At 73.2% G+C, this 20679-nt stretch carries 10 protein-coding genes; 7 read left to right on the forward strand and 3 right to left on the reverse strand.

Annotation, left to right across the window (positions count from 1 at the left end; genetic code table 11):
- Positions 1–87: 87 nt before the first annotated feature.
- Positions 88–1179: a hypothetical protein gene (locus tag ACIRF9_RS28275; protein ID WP_403827694.1), complete on the reverse strand. Its 1092-nt coding sequence runs from the start codon at positions 1177–1179 to the stop codon at positions 88–90.
- 412 nt (positions 1180–1591) lie between these two features.
- Between ACIRF9_RS28275 and ACIRF9_RS28280 the strand changes: the two genes are divergently transcribed.
- A complete protein-coding gene (locus ACIRF9_RS28280) occupies positions 1592–1969 on the forward strand; it encodes an FAD-linked oxidase C-terminal domain-containing protein (RefSeq protein ID WP_403827695.1) in 378 nt (125 codons plus the stop codon).
- Positions 1957–2079 carry an FAD-linked oxidase C-terminal domain-containing protein gene (locus ACIRF9_RS28285; protein WP_403827697.1) on the forward strand — a complete coding sequence of 41 codons (123 nt, stop codon included), beginning with the start codon at positions 1957–1959 and terminating at the stop codon, positions 2077–2079. The genes ACIRF9_RS28280 and ACIRF9_RS28285 overlap by 13 nt, the downstream gene beginning before the upstream one ends.
- A 25-nt stretch (positions 2080–2104) precedes the next feature.
- On the opposite strand, the gene ACIRF9_RS28290 is transcribed toward ACIRF9_RS28285, so the two are convergent.
- On the reverse strand, positions 2105–2503 hold the full coding sequence (locus tag ACIRF9_RS28290) for an SseB family protein (RefSeq protein WP_403827699.1): 399 nt from the start codon (positions 2501–2503) through the stop codon (positions 2105–2107).
- Positions 2504–2705: 202 nt separating this feature from the next.
- Positions 2706–3497, reverse strand: a complete 792-nt coding sequence (locus tag ACIRF9_RS28295; protein WP_403827701.1) for an IclR family transcriptional regulator — start codon at positions 3495–3497, stop codon at positions 2706–2708.
- A 159-nt stretch (positions 3498–3656) separates the two neighbouring features.
- Between ACIRF9_RS28295 and ACIRF9_RS28300 the strand changes: the two genes are divergently transcribed.
- The 5 genes from ACIRF9_RS28300 to ACIRF9_RS28320 all read left to right on the forward strand — a co-directional run bounded on the left by ACIRF9_RS28300 (position 3657) and on the right by ACIRF9_RS28320 (position 20654).
- A complete protein-coding gene (locus tag ACIRF9_RS28300) occupies positions 3657–4547 on the forward strand; it encodes an AraC family transcriptional regulator (protein WP_403827703.1) in 891 nt (296 codons plus the stop codon).
- A 503-nt stretch (positions 4548–5050) separates the two neighbouring features.
- Positions 5051–5317, forward strand: coding sequence for an acyl carrier protein (locus ACIRF9_RS28305; RefSeq protein WP_403827705.1), 267 nt, complete (start codon positions 5051–5053; stop codon positions 5315–5317).
- Positions 5301–6164: a thioesterase domain-containing protein gene (locus ACIRF9_RS28310; protein WP_403827707.1), complete on the forward strand. Its 864-nt coding sequence runs from the start codon at positions 5301–5303 to the stop codon at positions 6162–6164. Before ACIRF9_RS28305 ends, ACIRF9_RS28310 begins: the two co-directional genes overlap by 17 nt.
- A gap of 102 nt (positions 6165–6266) precedes the next feature.
- Complete coding sequence (locus tag ACIRF9_RS28315; protein ID WP_403827709.1) at positions 6267–13136, forward strand: SDR family NAD(P)-dependent oxidoreductase; 6870 nt, start codon at positions 6267–6269, stop codon at positions 13134–13136.
- A gap of 81 nt (positions 13137–13217) precedes the next feature.
- On the forward strand, positions 13218–20654 hold the full coding sequence (locus tag ACIRF9_RS28320; protein WP_403827710.1) for a beta-ketoacyl synthase N-terminal-like domain-containing protein: 7437 nt from the start codon (positions 13218–13220) through the stop codon (positions 20652–20654).
- Positions 20655–20679: the final 25 nt, after the last annotated feature.

The raw sequence follows: 20679 nt of genomic DNA on the forward strand, positions 1-20679 counted from the left end.
TTTTCCGGTTGTCCCACCGGCTAGTGACGCATGCCCTCACGGCGCCCGCAACGCGGATCGCCTCGCCCCGCCACGGGAATCGGCTCGCTACGACCGCTTCTCCCCGGGCCTGCGGTCCGCCGGCCGGCGCGGTGGGATCGGTGTCGACCGGAAGTCGCGTGGGCCCGTCCAAAGGGCGGGGACCGCGTCGCAGCGGCGGCACAGTTCGTAGGCGACCGTCTCGTAGTTGACCCGCCAGCCCTTGAAGTGCGGCCAGGCCTCCTCGGTGGTGCGTTCGGCCCGGAAGCCCGTCGACTCCAGCATCGACACCGCCGCGTCGAACTCGACGTAGGTGAGGCGGACGGGCGCGTCCGGTGAGGGGTCGGCGTCGAAGGAGAAGCGGATCGAGCGGGCGATGTCCCGCAGGGCGGTGAATCCGGCGCGCAGGACGAGCCGGGCCTCCGGAGGGGCGGAGCGCGGGGACAGCGCGAGTTGCATGGCCGCCGCGTCCATCACCGCGATGAGCCCGACCAGCCAGCTGCGGTGCGGGCGCGGGGAGCGGAACGCGAGCAGCACGGGGTACGTCGCGTGACTCTCCCCCATGTCCGAGGCCAGCCGCTCCCAGGCGCGGTAGAGCTCGGGCAGCGCGGTCTCGGTGTCGACGAGCCACTGCCGGGCGAGGATCTCGGGGCCCCAGGCGGGCTCGCCCGCCCGGGACTGCAGCAGGGTGACCTCCAACTCGCGGCGGTTGTAGGCGGCGTAGAGGGTGGGGAGGTAGGCGATCTGCAGGGCGATGACGACCGGGCCGGTGATCGCCGCGGCGAAGTCGAGGCCGGTGAGTCTGAGGCGGGCGCCGCTGGCGAAGCCGAGGGTGAAGAGGCTGGAGCCGGCCTCCCGGAAGGACGTGGTCCAGTCGAGCGGGGACAGGGCGTACAGCAGCAGGCCGTAGCCGATCAGGGCGCCGATCAGCCAGATGCCCAGCATGCCGACCAGCATCAGCGGGGCGAGCCAGGCCTGCCAGTGGTCGATGGCCTCGTAGCCGCGCCGCAGGGCGGCCAGGTGCAGCAGGCGGCGCAGGGTCCACCACAGCCGGTACACGACCGTCGAGTACAGGCCGCGCGGTACGACGAGGGTCCGCAGAATGCTGCCGAGCACCAGCGCGAGCACGAGTCCGCCGGCCACGCCGGAGAGCCAGATCATGGGGCCATTCTGGATCACACGCACGGGCCGGACTGTTCTCCCCGCGCAGCACTTCGCACACCGCCGGGGGCGTGGGTGCGCTGTCCGCGCAACGGTTCGCGTATCGCCGGGGCGGAGTTGGCACCGCGCGGGCGGGGTGCACTGTCCGCGCCGCGGTTCGCGGTCCGCGCGCGGCGGCTCGCGCTGCCCGCGTAGCGGTTCGCGGTCCGCGCGCGGCGGCTCGCGCTGTCCGCGTAGCGGTTCGCGGTCGGCGCGGGGGTGGGGCTGCGCTGTCCGCGTAGCGGTTCGCGGTCCGCGCGCGGCGGCTCGCGCTGCCCGCGTGGCGGTTCGCGGTCGGCGCGGGGGTGGGGCTGCGCTGTCCGCGCAGCAGTTCGCCTGTCGCCCGGGCGGAGTTCGGCACCGCCCGGGCGGGGTGCACTGTCCGCGTAGCGGTTCGCGGGACGCGCGGGGTGGGCCTGCGCTGTCCGCGCAGCGGTTCGCGGTCCGCGCGCGGCGGCTCGCGCTGCCCGCGTTGGAGCGGCTGGGCCGGCCCCTGATCGAGGACATCGCGGTTCCACGGTCGCGGCTGGCGGAGGCGGCGGCCGGGATCCGGGCGGTCTCCGCCCGTCACGACGTGCCCGTGTTCACGATCGCGCACGCCGCGGACGGCGATCTGCACCCGATCGTGGTCGTCGCCCCGTCGCTCGCCCGGCTTCCCGAGGCCGCCTGGGGAGGCGGCCGGGGAGATCTTCGCGCTGGCGCCGCGGCTCGGCGGCACCGCTCACCGGGGAGCACGCGGTGGGCGTGCTGAAGCGGCAGTGGGTCGCCGAGGAGCTGGGGCCGGCGGCCCACGCGCTCCAGCGGCGGCTGAAGGAGGCCTTCGATCCGCGCGGGATCCTCCATCCCGGCAAGAGCCTCTGAGATTCCGGCGGGAGCCTCCGAGGACTCACCTCGCGAGCAGGGTGCGCACCCCTTCGGAGGTGAGCGTCAGCGGATGCTCGCCGGCGGCGTCGATCGAGAGCGACAGCTCCTCGGCGGGCCACTGCGCGGCGAGCGCCCCGAGAGGCACCACGCGGTAGCGGTCTATGCCCGGCAGCAGTCCGGCCATCTCCGGTTCGGAGGTGAACACGGGGACGACGGGCGCGCCGCCGGGGTTGTCGATGACCGGCAGGGCCACCGTGGCCGGGTTGGTCACGTCCTCGTCGGTGGCGTCGTCGGGCACGGGCACGAGAACGTCGCAGTGGGCGAGCGTGTCCAGTGCCGCCGTGTCCTCGGTGTCCCGGGCCAGCGCGTCCAGCGCCCACCGGGCGGGGTTGGCGTTGCGGTCGTGGGCGGGCGTCTCCATGACTGATCCCCTCGTCGCGGCGGTCGTACGGCCCGCTCCGGAAGGCTTCCCTCCGGGCGGGGTCCGGCCTCGCGTACCCGATCGGGCCGGGATCAATCCCCTCGGCCGAGCACTTCGTCGACGGTGGTGGCGGTGACCCCGGTCCGCTGGACGGGCGGCCGGGATCCGCTCCTCGTGCGGACCCGGCCGGCCCTGTGGTCGGTCAGGCACCGACCTCGGTTAACCGCAGGCCCTCGTTGCGCACATGCCGCTGGATCATCGCGGCCGCGGCGCGGACGTGGGGGGACACGCGTCTGGGCTGGATGAGGTCGACGGGCCCGACGACGCCGACGGCGGCCACGACCACGCCGCGGCTGTCGCGGATGGGGACCGCGAAGCCGCCCCGGTCGGGGGCGAGGGTGCCGTGGACGACGGCGTAGCCCTCCCTGCGGACCTTGGCGAGGCACTGCTGGAGCTGGGCGGTGCCGGTGATCGTGGCGGGGGTGTAGGCGCGCAGCGGGCCCGCGCACACCTCGTTCTGCACGGCCCCGCCGGCATGGGCGAGCAGGACCAGGCCCACGGCGGTGGCGTGCAGCGGGACCCGGCGGCCGGCGTCGCCATAGACGGCGCAGGCGTCCGGTTCGTTGGAGACGAAGGACAGGCAGACGCTCTCCATTCCGTCGCGGATGGCGATCGTCGCCGCGGCCGAGGTCTGTCCGTGGAGGGCGACGAGATGGGGCTGCGCGGCCTCGGCGACGGCGGAGGAGCGCGGCGCCAGCACGGCCGTCTCCCACAGGCGCAGTCCGATGCTGTACCCGCCGTCGGGACACCGTTCCAGGGCGCCCCAGCCGTGCAGCTTGTTGACGATGCGGTGGACGGTCGCGACGGGCAGGCCCGACCGCCGGCTGATGTCGCTGAGCGTCAGGGTCCGGTTGTCCCTGTCGAAGGCGCCGAGGATGCTGAGCGTCCGGTCGACGACTGAGCGCTCCGGAGCTGCGGAGTGGGGGGTGGTCATCCCGTTCAGAGTCCCTTCACCTTCAAGGTCATGGTGCGTGTTGACACGTGCGCGCACGCGAACGTGCACGCGTGAGCACCAGAAGTGATCTGGCATCGGGCGACCACCCCTATCATTGAACCCTCAAGTGGCCAGTGAAAGGTCGATTCCGGAACGCTCATGGTCGATTTCGCATCGTTACCGATCCCCGTGGTGCCCTACAGACCCGTCTGCCGACCCGGTCTCGGTATCGCGATGGTGACCCTGAAGGAACTTCTCTGCCACGCCCCCCGGGGTTTCCTGGCCGCTCCGCACCGGCTCGCGTTCCATCAGATCATGCTGGTCAGAGAGGGTACGGGGACCTACTCGGCGGACTCCACCGGCTTCGACTGCGGCCCGGGAACACTGGTGTGGACCCGGCCGAACCAGGTGATCCAGTTCTATCCGTCGGCCGGCCTGGACGCCGAGATCATCATGTTCACCGAGGCGTTCCCGTTGCAGATGGGAGCGCACATGGGGATGCTCGACGATGTGCTGCGGCCCACGCACTGGCAGCTGCGCGACGACGAACTCGCCGCGTTCCAGCGGGTCCTGGACCTCCTGCACGAGGAGTTCGAACGGCCCGACCAGGGGCTGGGCGAGGAGTTGCTGAAGCATTTGCTCGCCGTCGTCCTGCTCCACATCGACCAGCTCTGCCGCCGGCGCCACGCGGACACCGCCCCCGTCACGGGCGACAACGGCGACCTGTTCCTGCGCTTCCGCCGCGAACTCGACCACTCCTACCGCTCCACCCGGCTGGTCGAGGACTACGCCGCCGCCCTCAACTGCAGCACGCGCGCCCTGGCCCGGGCCTGCCGCGAGGTCGCGGGCACCTCCACCAAGGACCTGATCGACGCCCGCGTGGCCCTGGAGGCGCGTCGGCTCCTCGTCCACACCGATCTGCCGATCAGAGCCATCGCCCGGCAGCTCGGATTCTCCGAAGTGACCAACTTCGGCAAGTTCTTCATACGCCGGGTGAATATGACCCCCGGCGCGTTCCGGCGTGACTCAAAGGTGGGCAATAAGCAGTAACGGCCGCGACGTCCGATACTTCACCCGCTCGTCACCTCTTTCCTTCACAGGACACCCACCAGGTCTACGCCCGTAAACCCGAATTTCTTTCCACTCTTCGGAAGAGCGGTTGTTCAAGATTCCGAAGACTGGCAAGACTGTGGCTTGCGTGCTTCGGGCGGCCACTCCGAAGCCACCCCCGTACCTGCGAAGTCGCAGGTCTGCACCAGTGAGCACCAGCGGAACGACCGACGACTTACCGACGTGTGGTTTGTCGCCGTGTTTCACGGCGATCACCAGAAAGTTGAAGAGAGCTCAATCCCCCCGTTTTACGGCCCGGCCGGTCTTCCGGCCTCCCTTTCGCGGCCCATGCCCGTCGACCGGACGAGAAATCCGGTGGGTCCCCGACGCGCACGCCACGAGCGCCGTCGGCGCGCGCCCTCCGCCGCGCGCCGCGCCGTCGTCCGCCGGGCCGTCCGGGTGCGCCTTCGCATCCCCCACCCCCTGAGGAAGGACGTCTCACCATGCCCGCAGTCACCGCTCAGGAAGCCGAGGACTGGCTCATCGAGAAGATCGCCCACCGCCTCGGCGTCGCCGGCACCGAGGTCTCGCGCGAGGTGTACTTCGACGAACTGGACCTCGACTCCACAGAAGCCCTCATCCTCGCGGGCGAGTTGGAGAACTGGCTCGGTTTCGAGCTGAGCACCACGACGCTCTGGTACCACCCGACGGTCAAGGACCTGGCGGTGTATCTGGCCGAGGAGAGCGCTCAGCGTGCGGCCGCCGCGTGACACCCGACCGCCGGTCGCCCGCACCCTGAGGGCCGCCGCACCGGGCCGGCCCACCGTGTACGTCGTCCATCCCGGCGCGCTCGCGCCCCAGGTCTACGAGGGCCTGGCGGGGGTGTTGCCGGAGGGCGACGGGCTGACCGTCCTGGATCTGGGCGCGGTGTCCGACTACGCGGACGCGGCGCTGACCGGCGGCCGGGCGCCCACCACCGTGGAGGCCCTGGCGGAGCGGCTCCTGGCCGCCATGGGTCCGGTCCCCGAGGGCCCGTACACGCTGGCGGGCTGGTCCTTCGGCGGGACGCTGGCGCTGGCGATGACGCACGCGCTGCCCGCCGGCCGGCGGCGCCCCGGGCGTCTGGTGCTGCTCGACAGCATCGCGGCCACCGAGGCCTACCAGCAGCCCGACGAAGCCCTCGAACCCGCCCTGCTCCTGGACTGGTTCACCATGTACCTCGGGGCCAAGCGGGACCGCCCGGTCCGGCTCGCGCCCGGAGCGCTCGACGGGCGCGGTGTGGACGACGGACTCCCCGTCGTCCTGGACGCGGCCGTCGCCGCCGGAGCCCTCCTCCCGGGCACCCCACTCCCGGGACTGCGCAAGCTCTACGACACGTACGTGGACGGACTGCTCCGCAACAACCGCCTCACCGCACCGCACCGACCGGCCCCCGCGCCGCTCCCGCTGGTGCTGGTGAAGGCCGAGCGGAGCCTGATCCCGGGCGACGAGACGCTGGGCTGGCTGCCGCTCGCCCCGCACGGACTGACCGTGCACCCGTGCCCCGGCGACCACTACACGATGCTCAGCCGCCCCGACGCCCTCGGCGTGATCGCTCAACTGCTGTACGCCATCTGACCGTTCAGCCTTTCCCCCCACCCTCGCGCGTCACCTTCAGGGCCCCCGAACCGACCAGGGCCGTCCCCACCGGCCCCGCCGTCCGACCAAGAGAGCCTCGCCGTGAACGCTTCGCACCCCCCTTCCGACCTCGACCGCCGACTGGCCCGGGATCCCATCGCGATCGTCGGCCTGTCCGCCCTGTACCCCAAGTCGCGCGATCTGCGCGAGTTCTGGGCGAACGTGGTGTCCGCCGCCGACTGCATCGAGGACGTCCCCGCCACCCACTGGGACGTGTCGGAGCACTACGACTCCGACCCCACCGCGCCCGACAAGACGTACTCCCGGCGCGGCGGCTTCATCCCCACCGTCGACTTCGACCCCCTCGAGTTCGGCCTGCCGCCGAACACCCTCGAAGTCACCGACGTGCTCCAGCTGTTGAGCCTCGTCGTGGCCCGTGACGTGCTCAAGGACGCGGGCGCCGACCAGGACTGGTACGACGCCTCCCGCACCGGCGTGATGCTCGGTGTGACCGGCGCCAACCAGCTCACCCAGCCGCTGACCGCCCGTCTCCAGACCCCCGTCCTCAAGGAGGTCGTGCGCTCGTGCGGTCTGTCACAGCGGGACGCGGAGGAGATCGCGGAGAAGTTCAAACTGGCCTTCGCACCCTGGGAGGAGAACTCCTTCCCCGGCATGCTGGGCAACGTCGTCGCCGGCCGTATCGCCAACCGCCTCGACCTGGGCGGCACCAACATGACCATCGACGCGGCCTGCGCCAGCTCGCTGGGAGCGGTGAAGGCCGCGGTCAGCGAGCTGCTGGAACGGCGCTCGGACACGATGCTGGTGGGCGGCTGCGACGCCGAGAACACCATCTTCATGTACCTGTGCTTCAGCAAGACTCCGGCCTTCTCCAAGGCCGGCCGCATCCGCCCGTTCGACGAGAGCGCCGACGGCACCCTCATCGGTGAGGGCATCGGCATGCTGGCGCTGCGCCGGCTCGCGGACGCCGAACGGGACGGCAACCGGATCTACGCCGTGCTGCGCGGCATCGGCTCGTCGAGCGACGGCCGGTTCAAGTCCATCTACGCCCCGCGCAAGGAGGGGCAGATGGCGGCGCTGCGCCGGGCGTACGAGGACGCGGACGTCTCCCCCGGCTCGATCGAGCTGTTCGAGGCGCACGGCACCGGCACGGCGGTCGGCGAGGCGACCGAGCTGTCCGCGCTCACGGCGGTGGTCTCGGAGCACACGAAGGAGCGGCAGTTCGCCGCGGTCGGCAGTGTGAAGTCGCAGATCGGGCACACCAAGGCGGCCGCGGGCGCGGCCGGCATGATCAAGCTGGCGCTCGCCCTGCACCACAAGGTGCTGCCGCCCACCATCAACGTGGACAAGCCGAACCCGGCGATCGACTGGGCGGAGAGCCCCTTCTACGTCAGCGGACAGGCCCGCCCGTGGATCCGTGACCCGCACAAACCCCAGCGGCGTGCGGCCGTCTCGTCGTTCGGCTTCGGCGGCACCAACTTCCATCTGGTGCTCCAGGAGCACGGCGACGGGGACGACCTGAAGGTCCTGTTCCCTGTGAGCCGGGTATATGTATGGCATGAACCTGACATGAATGGTCTGGTGCGGGCCCTCGACAGCGGCGCCGAACCGCGCACCGAGCCCGCTCCGGCCGGCCACCCCCGGCTCGCCCTCGTCGCCCGCACCGACGCCGAACTCGCCGAACTGCGGGCCCTCGCCGCGGCCGAGCTCAAGGCCGAGCCCGACGCAGAGTCCTGGTCGCACCCCAAGGGCCTGTTCTTCCGCCGCACCGCCGCCCCCACCGGCAAGGTCGGCGCGCTCTTCGCCGGCCAGGGCAGCCAGTACGTCGAGCCCGGCCGGACCGCGGTGCTCGCGCTGCCCCCGCTGCGGGCGGCCTTCGACCGCGCGAACGCGGCCTTCGCGGACCATGAACTCCCGCTGTCCCGCGTCGCGTTCCCGCCGCCCGCCTTCGACGACGGCACTCGCACGGCCCACGAGACCGAGCTGCGCCGTACCGAGTACGCCCAGCCCGCCATCGGCGCCCTCGCCGCCGGCCACCACCGGTACCTGAGCGAATTGGGCTTCGCCGCCGACGGGTTCCTCGGCCACAGCTTCGGCGAACTGGCCGCGCTGTGGGCCGCCGGCGCGATCGACGACGACACGTACTTCGCGCTCGCCCGGGCCCGTGGTGCCGCGATGGCACCGCCCGCCGACCCGGACTTCGACGCGGGGGCGATGGCCGCGGTCACCGCCTCCGAGGAGCGGGTGGCACAACTGCTGGCCGCGCACCCCGAGTTGGCCGTCTGCAACCTCAACGCCCCCGACCAGGTGGTGGTCGGCGGGGCCACCGACGCCGTAGAGCGGCTGGTGGCCGCAGCGGGCGCGGCGGGGGTGCGCGCGGTACGGCTGCCGGTGTCGGCCGCGTTCCACACGCCGTTCGTCGCGCACGCGGTGGAGGCGTTCGGGCGGCGCGTCGCCGATGCCGAGATCCGCGAGCCCCGGCGGCCGGTGTACGCCAACTCGCCCGGCGCCGCGTACGGTGCGGACGTCGAGGCGAACCGGCGGACCCTCGTCGACCAGCTGATGAAGCCGGTGCGGTTCGCCGAGCGGGTCGAGGAGATGTACGCGGCGGGCTTCCGCACGTTCGTCGAGTTCGGTCCGAAGGGCGTGCTGACCCAACTGGTCCGCCGCATCCTCGGCGAGCGCGAGCACTTCGCCGTACAGCTCGACCCCGGCGCCAAGGGCGACGCCGACCTCACCCTGAAGCGTGCGGTGGCTCAACTGGCCGTACTGGGGCTGCCGTTGACGACCGTCGATCCCTATGTGGCCGAGGCGCCGGTCAGCGAGCCGGTCAAGGGCATGACCGTGCCGCTGAACGGCATCAACCACGTGCCGGCGGCACGGAGGGCGGCGTACCGGGAGGCCCTGGAGAACGGGTACCGCGTCGCTGCGCCGGAGGGCGCGCCGACGGCCCGGGCGGGAGCCGAGGTGGCGGCCGAGGCGGCGGCCGAGGTGGCGGCCGAGGTGGCGGCCGAGGTGGCGGCCCTCCCCGTTCCGGTGCCCGACGCGACCGCCGTCGCCGTACGTCCCGCCGTGCCGGAGGCGACGCACGCGGCGCCGCCCGTCCCCGTAGACGTCCTGGAGAGCGAGCTCGTGGAAGAAGAACACCAGACATCCGCACCCGGCGACGACAGGCTGTCCGAGCTGGTCGCCGACCACCTGGCCCTGCACGACGACTACCTCAACGGCCAGCTGGCCAGCGCGCGGCGTCTGATGGGCATCCTCGAGCGGGCCGACGAACAGGGCCGTATCGACGAGGTGTTCCCGGGTGTGGCCACCGTCAAGGAGCACGGGCTGGCCATCGGGCGCACGCATCTGCGGGCCAACGAGATCCTGCGGGACCTGGCCGCCATGGAACTGGGCGCGACCGCGCCGACGACTCCCGCCGCCGGTGTGACGTCGGCCGCGCCGATCGCGCCGGCCGTCATGCCCGCGCCGACGGCGGCCCCGGCCATCGAGCCGCCCGCTCCGGCCCGTCCGCGGGCGACCGCGGCCCCGACGCTCCCCGCCGGCCCGGCGCCGGCCGTGTCCCCCGCCCCCGTCGCGGCCCCCGAGCCGCCGCCGTCGTCCGGGTCGTCGTCCGGGGCTTCGGCCACCGACGTCGAGACCGCACTGCTCGCGGTGGTCTCGGAGAAGACCGGCTACCCGGCGGAAATGCTCGAGCTCGGCATGGACCTGGAGGCGGACTTGGGCATCGACTCCATCAAGCGCGTCGAGATCATGGGCGTCCTCCAGGAACGCTTCCCCAGCCCCACCCCCGTCGGCCCCGAACAACTCGCCGAACTGCGCACCCTGAGCGAGATCGTCGGCTTCGTCCTGAGCCTGGGCGGCGCGAGCGCCCGGCCACGGCCCGCGGCCGCCGCGACGGCCTCGCCGGCCGCCCCGGCTCCGGTCATCGCCGCCGACGACGTCGCCGCGGCGCTCCTCGGCATCGTGTCCGAGAAGACCGGCTACCCGGCCGAGACGCTCGACCTGACGATGGATGTCGAGGCGGACCTGGGCATCGACTCCATCAAACGCGTCGAGATCATGGGCGTCCTCCAAGAGCGCTTCCCCAGCCCCACCCCCGTCGGCCCCGAACAACTCGCCGAACTGCGCACGCTCAACGAGATCGTGGGCTTCGTCCTGGAACTGCGTGGTCCGGGCACCACTTCGACATCCCCGGCGGCCCAGGCGCCCACCGCCTCCACCGCCTCCACCGACGACGTACGCGCCGCGCTCCTCGACGTCGTCTCCACCAAGACCGGCTACCCCGCCGACATGCTCGACCTGACGATGGATGTCGAGGCGGACCTGGGCATCGACTCCATCAAACGCGTCGAGATCATGGGCGTCCTCCAGGAACGCTTCCCCAGCCCCACCCCCGTCGGCCCCGAACAACTCGCGGAACTCCGGACGTTGAGCGACATCGTCGGGTTCGTCACGGGGCTCTCCGGTGGTGCGGCCGAGGAGCGGCGTGCTCCGGAGGCGGCCGCGGAGGAGTCGGCGCCGGCCTCCGGCGGGGCTCCGGCTCCCGCCGCGCTGGGCCGGGGGCAGGCCGCGCTGGTGGAGCTGCCCGTGCCGGACCGGCTCGTGGGGGCGTACCCGCAGGGTGCGGCCGCGCTCGTCGTCGACGACGGCAGTGCGGTCGCCGAGGCCACGGCGAGCCGGCTCGTGGCCGCGGGCTGGCAGGTGCGGGTGCTGCGGCTGCCTGGTGTGCCGCAGCGGATCGGCGGCGGTGCGGACCGCGCGCTGACGGGCTGGGGCGCCACCGAACTCGCCTCGCGGGTCGATGAGTTGGGCGCGGATCGGCTCCATCTCGTGCTCGGTTTCGCCGCCGCCGACGGCCTCCCGTGGTCCGAGGGCGTGCGCAGGCTGGCGCACACCCTGCTGATCGCCAAGCAGGTGGTGGGCGCGCTGACGGCGGCCGCGGCGTCGGGGCAGCGGGCCGCGTTCGTCACGGTCACCCGGCTCGACGGGGCCTTCGGTCTCGGCGGGGTGGCCGAGGACGCGGTGCCCGCCGGTGGCGTCGGCGGTCTGGTGAAGACCCTGGCGGTGGAGGCGCCCGAGCTCTTCTGCCGGGCCCTGGACCTGTCGCCCGCGCTCGGTGCCGAGAAGGCCGCCGACCTCGTCCTGGGCGAGGTGAGCGACGCCGCGGCCGGACCGGTGCAGGTGGGCCGTGACGGGGTGCGCCGGGTCGCGCTGACCCTGGGCGAGGAGTCGGCCGCCCCGGCCATGGACGCCGTACCGCTCACCTCCGACGATCTGCTGGTCGTCACCGGTGGCGGACGCGGCATCACCGCCCGCTGCGCCGAGGCCCTCGCCGCCGCGTACCGTCCGGGGCTGCTGCTCCTGGGCCGTACGGCGCTGGGCGAGGAGCCGGAGTGGGCCCGCGGGCTGACCGACCGGGCCGCGCTGAAGGCCGCCGCCGTCGAGCAGCTGAAGCGGACCGGCGAGAAGCCGACCCCCAAGCGCGTGGAGCAGCTGTACCAGGCGGTCGTGGGTGAGCGCGAGGTGCGCGAGACCCTCGCGGCGGCAGCGGCCGCGGGCAGCGAGGTCGCGTACCTGGCGGTGGACATCACCGACGCCGCCGCGACCGCCGCCGCCCTGGAGCCGTACCGGGAGCGGATCACCGGCCTGGTGCACGGTGCCGGCGTCCTCGCGGACCAGCTGATCTCCGCCAAGAAGGCGGCCGAGATCGAGCGCGTCCTCTCCGTCAAGCTGGGCGGTCTGCGCTCGGTCGTCGCCGCCCTGCCGGCCGAACGACTGCGGCACGTGGTGCTGTTCTCCTCGGTCGCCGGGTTCTTCGGCAACCGCGGCCAGTCGGACTACGCCATGGCCAACGAGGTCCTCAACTCCTGGGCGGCCGCCTGGAGGCGCACCCACCCGCAGGCCCATGTGACATCCCTCAACTGGGGTGCCTGGGCCAGCGGCATGGTGTCGCCGCAGATCAAGGCGGTCTTCGAGGAGCGCGGCATCTCCCTGATCCCGGTGGATACCGGAACCGGGATGTTCACCGAGCAGTTCGCCCCCGAGCGGGCCGGTGACGTGGTCACGGTCCTCGGGCCGACCACGCCCCTGTCCGAGCGGGAGGACTCCGTGCCCACGGCGCCGGTCGTCATGGAGCGGGATCTGGCCCAGCTCGTCACCGAGCCGCTGGTCGCCGACCATGTGATCGGGGACGCGCCGGTGCTGCCCGCGGCGGCGGCCCTCGGCTGGGCGACGGGCGCCGTCGAGCGGCTCACCGGCACCACCGTCGCGGAGATCCGGGACTTCGCGGTCCACAAGGGTGTGATCTTCGACGGGAGCCTCGACGGCAGCCGGTTCGAGCTCTCCGTCGACCCGACGCCCGACGGTGCCGAGGCCGATGTCGCGATCCGCTCGGTCGACGCCACCGGGACGGTCCGCCCGCACTACGCGGCGCGGGTGCTCCTCGGCGGCGCCGGACAGCCGGAGCCACGGCGTGTGACCGGGCTGCCCGCGCTGGGCGGCGGCAGCGACGCACAGGTCTTCTACGCCGACGGCACCCTCTTCCACGGAGAGTCGCTGCGCGGCCTGCGCCGGGTGCTCCAGGACGGCGAGAAGCGTCTGGTCGTCGAGTGCGCGCTGCCCGAACACCGGCCCGCGGGCGGCGCGTTCGGCGGCGGGCGGTACGCGCCCGGCACCGCCGACCTGCTGCTGCAGGCCGCGCTGGTGTGGATGCGCCGGTACCGGGACACGGCGAGCCTGCCGATGTCGGTGGCGCGGGCCGACCTGTACGAGGCGCTGCCGGACGGTGAGCCGTTCGTCGTGGTGGTGGAGCCGGTCTCGGCGACGGGTACGTCCGCCACGGTCGACGTGTCGGCGTGCGCGCCCGACGGCAGAGTGCTGCTCCGGTTCACCGGACTGTCCCTCGTGTCCACCCCTCAGCTGGCCGCCAAGTTCGCCGGCCGCTGAGCCGACGTCCGGACCGGTGGGCCCGGCGGGCGGGCTCCTTCGCCCCCGCCGGGCCCCCGAACCCTGGAGGGACCTACTTCCATGAGCAAGTTCGCGATCGTCGGGATCTCCTGTCTGTTCCCCGACGCCCGGACGCCCGAGCAGTTCCGGCACAACCTGCACCACGGCATCGACAGCCGCCGCGACGGCGGTGAGGAGGTCTTCGGGGCGGCGCTCGACGAGCGTGACCTGGACCCCCGCCATCGCATCACCTCCCGCCGGGGCGGGTTCATCACCGACTTCGAGTTCGACCCCACCGGCTACCGGCTGGACGCCGGGTACCTCGCGGGCCTGGACCGGATCTTCCACTGGGCGATCCACGCCGCGCGGGAGGCGCTGCGGGACTGCGGCCCGGCCGCCCGCCCCGAGACGCTGGCCCGCACCGGCCTGGTGATGGGCAACTACTCCTTCCCCACGCCGACGTCGGCCGAGGTCAGCGTTCCGCTGGCGCAGGAGGCCGTGCTCGCGGGGCTGCGCCGGGCCGGCCTGCCCGAGCTCACGGCACGCTCTTTGATCGACCGTCGGTCGGTCGTGCCGGAGAACCTGCGGGTGAGCGGATCGCCCGCCGCGGTCACCGCCGCCGCGCTCGGCCTCGGTGGCCCCCGCTACTGCCTGGACGCGGCCTGCTCGTCGGCCCTGTACGCGCTCAGCCTGGCGTGCGGCCACCTCGCCTCGGGCCAGGCGGACCTGGTGCTGGCGGGCGGGGTCTGCGCCCCCGATCCGACGCTGATCCATCTGTCGTTCTCCGATCTGCACGCCTATCCCGAGGACGGCTTCAGCCAGCCCTTCGACAGCCGCTCCGGCGGGATCGTCACCGGCCAGGGCGCCGGCATGGTCGCGGTCAAGCGGCTGGCGGACGCCCTGCGCGACGGAGACCGCATCCACGCCGTGGTGGACGGCATCGGGCTGTCCAACGACGGTGCCGGACGCCACCCGCTCGTACCCCGCAAGAGCGGTCAGCTCGACGCCCTCGCCCGCGCCTACGCGGACGCCGGGGTGGACCCGGCCGCCATCGACTACCTGGAGTGCCACGCCACCGGTACGCCGATCGGCGACACGACCGAGGCGGAGTCCGTCGCCGAGTTCTTCGGTGCGCACGGCAAGGTGCCGCTGCTCGGCTCGGTCAAGGGCAACATCGGGCATCTGCTGACCGTGGCCGGACTGAGCAGTCTGCTCAAGGTCGTGCTGGCCATGGCCGACGGCACGATCCCGCCGACCGTCGGCGTGGACCAGCCGATCACCTCCGCGGACGGCCGCGTCGGCGAGCGGGCCCTGGTGCGCTCGGCCCGGGCGTGGCCCGAGGGGCCGGGTCCCCGACGGGCGGCGGTCTCCGCGTTCGGCTTCGGCGGGACCAACGCACATGTCGTGCTCTCCTCCGCGCCCACGACGACCGGCGGGAGCGCCCCCGCCCCCGACCCCACCCCCGCCGAGCGAGCCGTCCCGCCCGCCCTGGACGTGGTCGGACTCGGCGCGCACTTCGGGTCGCTGGAGAGCCTGGACGCCTTCGAGCGGGCCGTCCATCGGGGCGAGCACGATCTGCGGCCCCTGCCCGAGCGGCGGTGGCGCGGCCTGGACCGTACCGACGGCGGCACCCTGGAGGCGGCCGGTCTCACCGGCGGCGCGCCGCGCGGGGCGTTCGTCGACGGCGTCGAGGTCGACCCCGTCCAGCTCCGCGTCCCGCCCTCCGACCTGCGCATCTACAACCCGCAGCACGCGCTGATGACCAAGGTCGCCGACGAGGCGCTGCGCGACGCCGGCTACCGGCTCGGCACCGGCGCCCGCGACACCCCCGAGCCGCGCCGGGTGGCCGTGATGGTGGTGACCGAGCTGGAGCCGTACACGCACGCCCGGTTGAGCCGGTACGGACTCGGTGCGTTTCTGCGCCGCGAGTTCGACAATGCGGGCGTACAGCTGACCGAGGAGCAGCGGGCAGCGCTCGCCGAGGTGTCCCGGGACGCCGTCGTGGACCCGATCGGCGCCAACGAGGTCCTCAGCTACATCGGCAACGTGATGGCCGGGCGGATCTCCTCCCGATGGAACCTGACCGGCCCGTCGTTCACCCTGTCCGCCGACGGCGCGGGCACGGCGGAGGCCCTGGAGGTCGCGCGGCTGCTGCTGCTCGACCCGGACCTGGAGGCGGTGCTGGTCGGCGCCGTCGATCTGGCCGGCTCGGCGGAGAACCTGCTGGCGGGGCCGGGGCTCTCGGCCGCGGCGGGGCTGTCCTTCGCCGAGGGGGCCCGTGGCCGCCGTGTCGGCGAGGGCGCCGGTGCCCTGGTGGTCACCCGTGCGGACGCCGCCCGGGGCCGGGTGCACGCCCGCATCGAGGGGATCGCCGTACGGCATGCCCCGGCGTCCGGCCCCCTGCCCGGTGCGGCAGCCGAGCAGCTGGCCGAGGCCGCGCGGGCGGCCCTGGCCGAGGCGGGCATCACGGCCGCCGACGTGGGCTGTCTGGAGGCCCACGCGGCGGGCACCGAGGACACGGACCGTTCCGAGATCGCCGCCCTTGCCGAGGTCTATCCCGCGGGCACCGGCAGCACTGCCCTGGGCAGCGTCAAGGCCCAGATCGGCAACGCCGGCTGCGCGGCCGGGCTGGCCGGTCTGATCCGGGCCGTGCTGTGCGTACGGCACGCCTACGTACCCGGCACGCCCGGCTGGAAGCGCCCCGCCGACGACCTCGCCGACGCCTTCGCCGCCTCCGCCCTCTACGTGCCCGACGCCTCCCGCCCCTGGCTGCGTGAGGAGGCGGGCGGCCGTCGCCACGCCGCCGTGAACATGATGGGCGCGGGCGGTTCGCATGCCCATGTGGTCCTCTCCTCCGTCCCGGGCGCCGAACGCCCCCGCCGTACGGCCGCCTGGTACCGCGCGGGCGGTCCCGTGCTGCTGGTCCTGGGCGCCGAGACGCCCGCCGGGCTGGTCGCCGAGGCCGAGCGATACCGCGCGCTGTTCGACGACGGAGCCGACCCGCGCGCGCTCGCGCGGCAGGCGGCCGACGGGCCGGGCGAGAAGCGCCTGCGGGCCGTCCTCGTCGGCAAGGACCGCGAACAGCTCCTGAAGCAGCTGGAGTTGGCGGCTCGGGACCTGCCCGCGGCCCACGCCGAGGACAGGGAGTGGGCCACTCCGGCCGGTTCCTTCTTCACTCCCCGGCCCCTCGGGCCCGAAGGACGGGTCGCCCTGGTCTTCCCGGGGGCCTTCAACAGCTATCCGGGGCTCGGCGCGGACCTCTTCCGGGCCTTCCCCGGTCTGCTCGACCGCTTCGAGGAGCAGGCCGCCGAGCCCGCCCGGATGCTGCGCGCCGCCCACCTGTATCCGCGGACCCGCGAGGCCCTCGACCGCCGCGATCTGATGCGGCTGGAGGAACGCCTCGGCGACGACGTCCCGTTCATGCTCGCCACCGGCACCAGCTTCGCGATCCTCTACACCGCGCTGGTGCGGGAGGTGCTGGGCATCACCGCGCACGGCGGCTTCGGCTACAGCCTGGGCGAGTCCAGCATGCTCTTCGCGACCGGGGGCTGGGACCCGGCCGGTCGCAGCGACGCGCTGATCAGCCACAGCCCGGTCTTCCAGGACCGGCTGTGCGGCCCGCGGCGCACCGTGCGCGATCTGTGGGGGCTGCCGGAGGAGACACCCGACGAGCGGGTGTGGGCCTCCCACGTCCTGCTCTCCCCCGCCGAGCCGGTGCGTGCGGCGCTGGCCCGCTACGACCGCGTCCATCTCACCCATGTGAACACGCCGCAGGAACTCGTGATCGCCGGCGACCCCGATCAGTGCCGGGCACTGATCGAGGAACTGGGCTGCCGCGCCGCCCGCTCCCCGGTCAATGTGGTCATGCACTGCCCGGTCGTGGACGCCGAGTTCGACGGCCTGGCCCGGCTGAACGACTACCCCACCGGTTCCTTCGGGGACCTGGAGCTGTTCAGCGCCTACGACTATCTGCCCCTGCCCGCCGAGCGGCTCGGCGAGTCCCCGCGGCGCATCGCGACCACCCTGCGCTCGACGATCGACTTCCCGCGTCTGGTGAACGCGGCGTACGAGCGCGGCTACCGCTACTTCATCGAGGTGGGGCCCGGCGCCACCTGCTCCCGGTGGATCCGGGAGACGCTCGGCGACGCGCCGCACGTGGCGGCCTGCGTGGACCGCCGCGGCGTCCCGGCGACGACCCCGCTCGCCCAGCTCGTGGCCCGGCTGGTCGGGCACGGGCTGCCGGTGGATCCGACGGCGCTGCTGGGCCCGGCTCCGGCCGAAGCTCCCGCCACCGCGCCGGCCGCCCGCCGCCTGCCCCTGACCCGGGTGGGCCGGGGCGAACCCATCCCGGACCGCATCGCCCGCGAGGCCGTCGCGGTCCTGGCCGCCGGGCACGCCGAACCGGCCGCCGTCGGCCGTCCGTCCCCCGTGACGGCTGCGGCTCAGGCCGCCGGGCGCCCGCGACCCGCCGCCGCGAACCACTCCGGCCCTGAGCCGGCCGCGGCCCGGACCGCCCGGCACCCCCAGCCGCCCGCCGCGGGCCATCCGGCCCGCGGGTCGGCGGCCCGGATCCCCGGGCGCCACGACCCGGCCGCCCCGCAGCGAGGCACCCGTACGACATCGGTGGTGCCGTCCGCCGGGTCCGCCGACCCGGCCGCATCCGTCCCCGTCCTGTCCGTCCCGCCGGAGGAGCCCCCCGCCATGCCCGCCGACCCGACGCTAGAGGTCTCCGAGGTGATCACCTTCGACGGGGATCCCCTCACGGTCCTTCCCTGGGGCGGCCCGCAGCCGCCGGAGGCCACCGCCTCGGCCACCCCGCCCCCCGCCCCCGTAGCACCGGCCACCCCTCCGCCGACGACTCCACCGGCGACCACGCCGGGCCGCAGCCCCGCCGTCGACCTCGTGCGGGAGCTGCGCCAGGAGATGCTCGCCGCCCACGGCGTCGTGATGGAGACCCACCGGGTGCTCCAGTCGGCGACCCTGGACCGTGCGGAGAGCCTGCTCGACACTCCGACGTCCGGCGCCCGGCCGGTGCGTCGGTCTCCGGTCACAGCCGTTACGGCCCCCACCCCGCCCCCCGCGCTTCCCGCGCCCCCGCCCGCCGCACCGCCCCAGGCCGAGGTCCACGAGGGCGTCATCTGGGACGAGGCCGACCTGCTGGAGTTCGCCACCGGCTCCGTGGCCAAGGTCTTCGGTCCCGAGTTCGCCGAGATCGACACCTTCCGGGCCCGGGTGCGGCTGCCCGCACCGCCATACCACTTCGTCACCCGGGTCACCGAACTGGACGCGAGGCCCGGGGTGTTGGAGCCCTCCCGCATCACCACCGAGTACGACGTGCCCGAGGACGCCTGGTACGCCGTCGACGGCGGGGTGCCGCCGGCGGTGACGGTGGAGTCCGGGCAGTGCGACCTGCTGCTGGTCAGCTATCTGGGCATCGACTTCCGCAACAAGGGCGAGCGGGTCTACCGGCTGCTCGACAGCTCGCTGATCTTCCGCGGCGGACTGCCCAGGACCGGACAGACGCTCCGCTACGAGATCTCCATCGACCGGTTCGTCCACCAGGGCGACACCACGATCTTCTTCTTCAGCTACGACTGCTACGCCGACGGCGAGCTGATCCTCGAACTCCGCGACGCCTGCGCCGGCTTCTTCAGCAAGGCGGAGCTGGACACCCCGCTCGGCGTAGTCATCACCGACAAGGAGCGGGCCCGCCGCGCCGCGCTGCCCAGGGGCACCTTCAAGCCCCTTGCCTACGCCAGGAAGCATCAACTCGACGCTGCGGACCTGGAGTTGCTCGCGCAGGGCAAGCCCGGTGACGTCTTCGGCCCTGACCACGCTCAGGACCCCGGCATCAACCCGGCGCTGCGGCTGCCGGACGAGCGGCTGCGGATGGTCGACGAGGTCACGATCGACCGCAAGGGCGGACCGTGCGAACTGGGCTCGATCAGCGCGGTCAAGCGCCTTCAGCCCGACGGCTGGTACTTCACCTGCCACTTCCCGGACGACCCGGTGCTCGCCGGCTCGCTGATCGCCGAGGGCGCCGTCCAGCTGCTCCAGATCTACCTGATGCACCAGGGCATGCATCTGACGCTGCCGGACGCCCGCTTCCAGACGGTGACCGACCGGCGGATCGACGTCCAGGTGCGCGGCCAGGTCACCCCGAAGGACGCCGAGATCCGCTACGAGGTGGAGGTCACCGAGCTGACGCTGCTGCCGCGGCCCACGGTGATCGCGGACGTCCTCATCTACCTGGGGGACAAGCCGGTGGTCCGGATGCAGAACCTGGGCCTGCAGATCGTGGAGAAGCCGGGCACGCCGTACCGGCCGGAGACCGGCGGCGTACCGGAGTTCCTCGGGCGCCGCAACCGCGACGGCGAGCCCGCCATGATCAACGAACTGCACCTCGCCCACTCGGCCAAGGGCCTGCTGGACATGGCGATGGGCCCGGAGTTCGAGATCTACCGCGATCACCGGGCCCCCTACATACCCAACGGCGACTTCCAGTTCGTCGACCGGGTCATGTCGCTCACCGGCACCCGCGGCGATCTGAGCCCGGGCTCCGAGATGGTCACCGAGTACGACTCGCCGGACGACGCCTGGTACTACGGCCAGAACTCCTCGCCGTACATGCCGAACTGCGTGTACATGGAGAGCTCGCTGCAGGCCGCCATCTTCCTCGGCTACTACCTGGGCGCCACCCTCCGCGAGCCGGACGAGGAGTACGCCATCCGCAACCTCGACGGCCGGGCCACGCTGGTCAAGGACATCGACCTGCGCGGCAAGACGGTCCGGCACCACTCGAAACTGCTGATGACGAGCGTCGTGTCCGGCGCGGTGCTGCAGAACTTCGCGTACGAACTCTCCGCCGACGGGGAGGTGTTCTACCGGGGCGAGTCGCTCTTCGGGTACTTCAACGCGGCCGCCCTGTCCAACCAGGTCGGTCTCGACAGCGGCACGTACCGCGAGCCGTGGATCGAGGCGGAGAAGCCGGCGGCGGAGCGGGTGAGGCGCATCGAGCTGTCCCCGGACTCCCCCGCCTTCCGGGACGCCAACGGCGGCGAACTGCACCTGCCCGGCGGCCGTTTCGACCTGGTGGACCGGGTCGACCTGGTCGCGGACGGGGGCCGCCACGGGAAGGGCTGTCTGCACGGGCGCCGCAGCATCCGCCCCGACGAGTGGTACTTCGACTGCCACTTCCACCGCGACCCGGTGATGCCGGGCTCGCTGGGCGTCGAGGCCGTGCTGCAGGCGCTGCGCCTGTTCGTCCTGGAGCGGAACCTGGCCGAGGGCATGACCCGGCCCCGCTTCGCCATGGCCACCGGCGTCGAGATGAAGTGGAAGTACCGGGGCCAGATCCTGCGCGACGACCGCGAGCTGTTCTTCGACGTGCACGTCAAGGAGGTCCGCAGGGAGGCGGACCGGCTGCTGCTGATCGCCGACGCGGACCTGTGGAAGCCGGGCCTGCGCATCTACGAGCTCACCGACGTGGCCATCGAAGTCCGCCCCGAAGCCAGCTGACGCACGGCACAGCCGAGGAGATCTG

The organism is Streptomyces sp. NPDC096132 (genome assembly GCF_044763345.1).
Taxonomy (GTDB): domain Bacteria; phylum Actinomycetota; class Actinomycetes; order Streptomycetales; family Streptomycetaceae; genus Streptomyces.

Excerpts from the sequence above, each read along its gene's own strand:
- ACIRF9_RS28300 (WP_403827703.1), top strand. The coding sequence starts at position 3,657 with ATGGTCGATTTCGCATCGTTACCGATCCCCGTGGTGCCCTACAGACCC.
- ACIRF9_RS28320 (WP_403827710.1), top strand. The coding sequence starts at position 13,218 with ATGAGCAAGTTCGCGATCGTCGGGATCTCCTGTCTGTTCCCCGACGCC.
- ACIRF9_RS28275 (WP_403827694.1), bottom strand. The coding sequence starts at position 1,179 with ATGATCTGGCTCTCCGGCGTGGCCGGCGGACTCGTGCTCGCGCTGGTG.
- ACIRF9_RS28290 (WP_403827699.1), bottom strand. The coding sequence starts at position 2,503 with ATGGAGACGCCCGCCCACGACCGCAACGCCAACCCCGCCCGGTGGGCG.
- ACIRF9_RS28305 (WP_403827705.1), top strand. The coding sequence starts at position 5,051 with ATGCCCGCAGTCACCGCTCAGGAAGCCGAGGACTGGCTCATCGAGAAG.
- ACIRF9_RS28295 (WP_403827701.1), bottom strand. The coding sequence starts at position 3,497 with ATGACCACCCCCCACTCCGCAGCTCCGGAGCGCTCAGTCGTCGACCGG.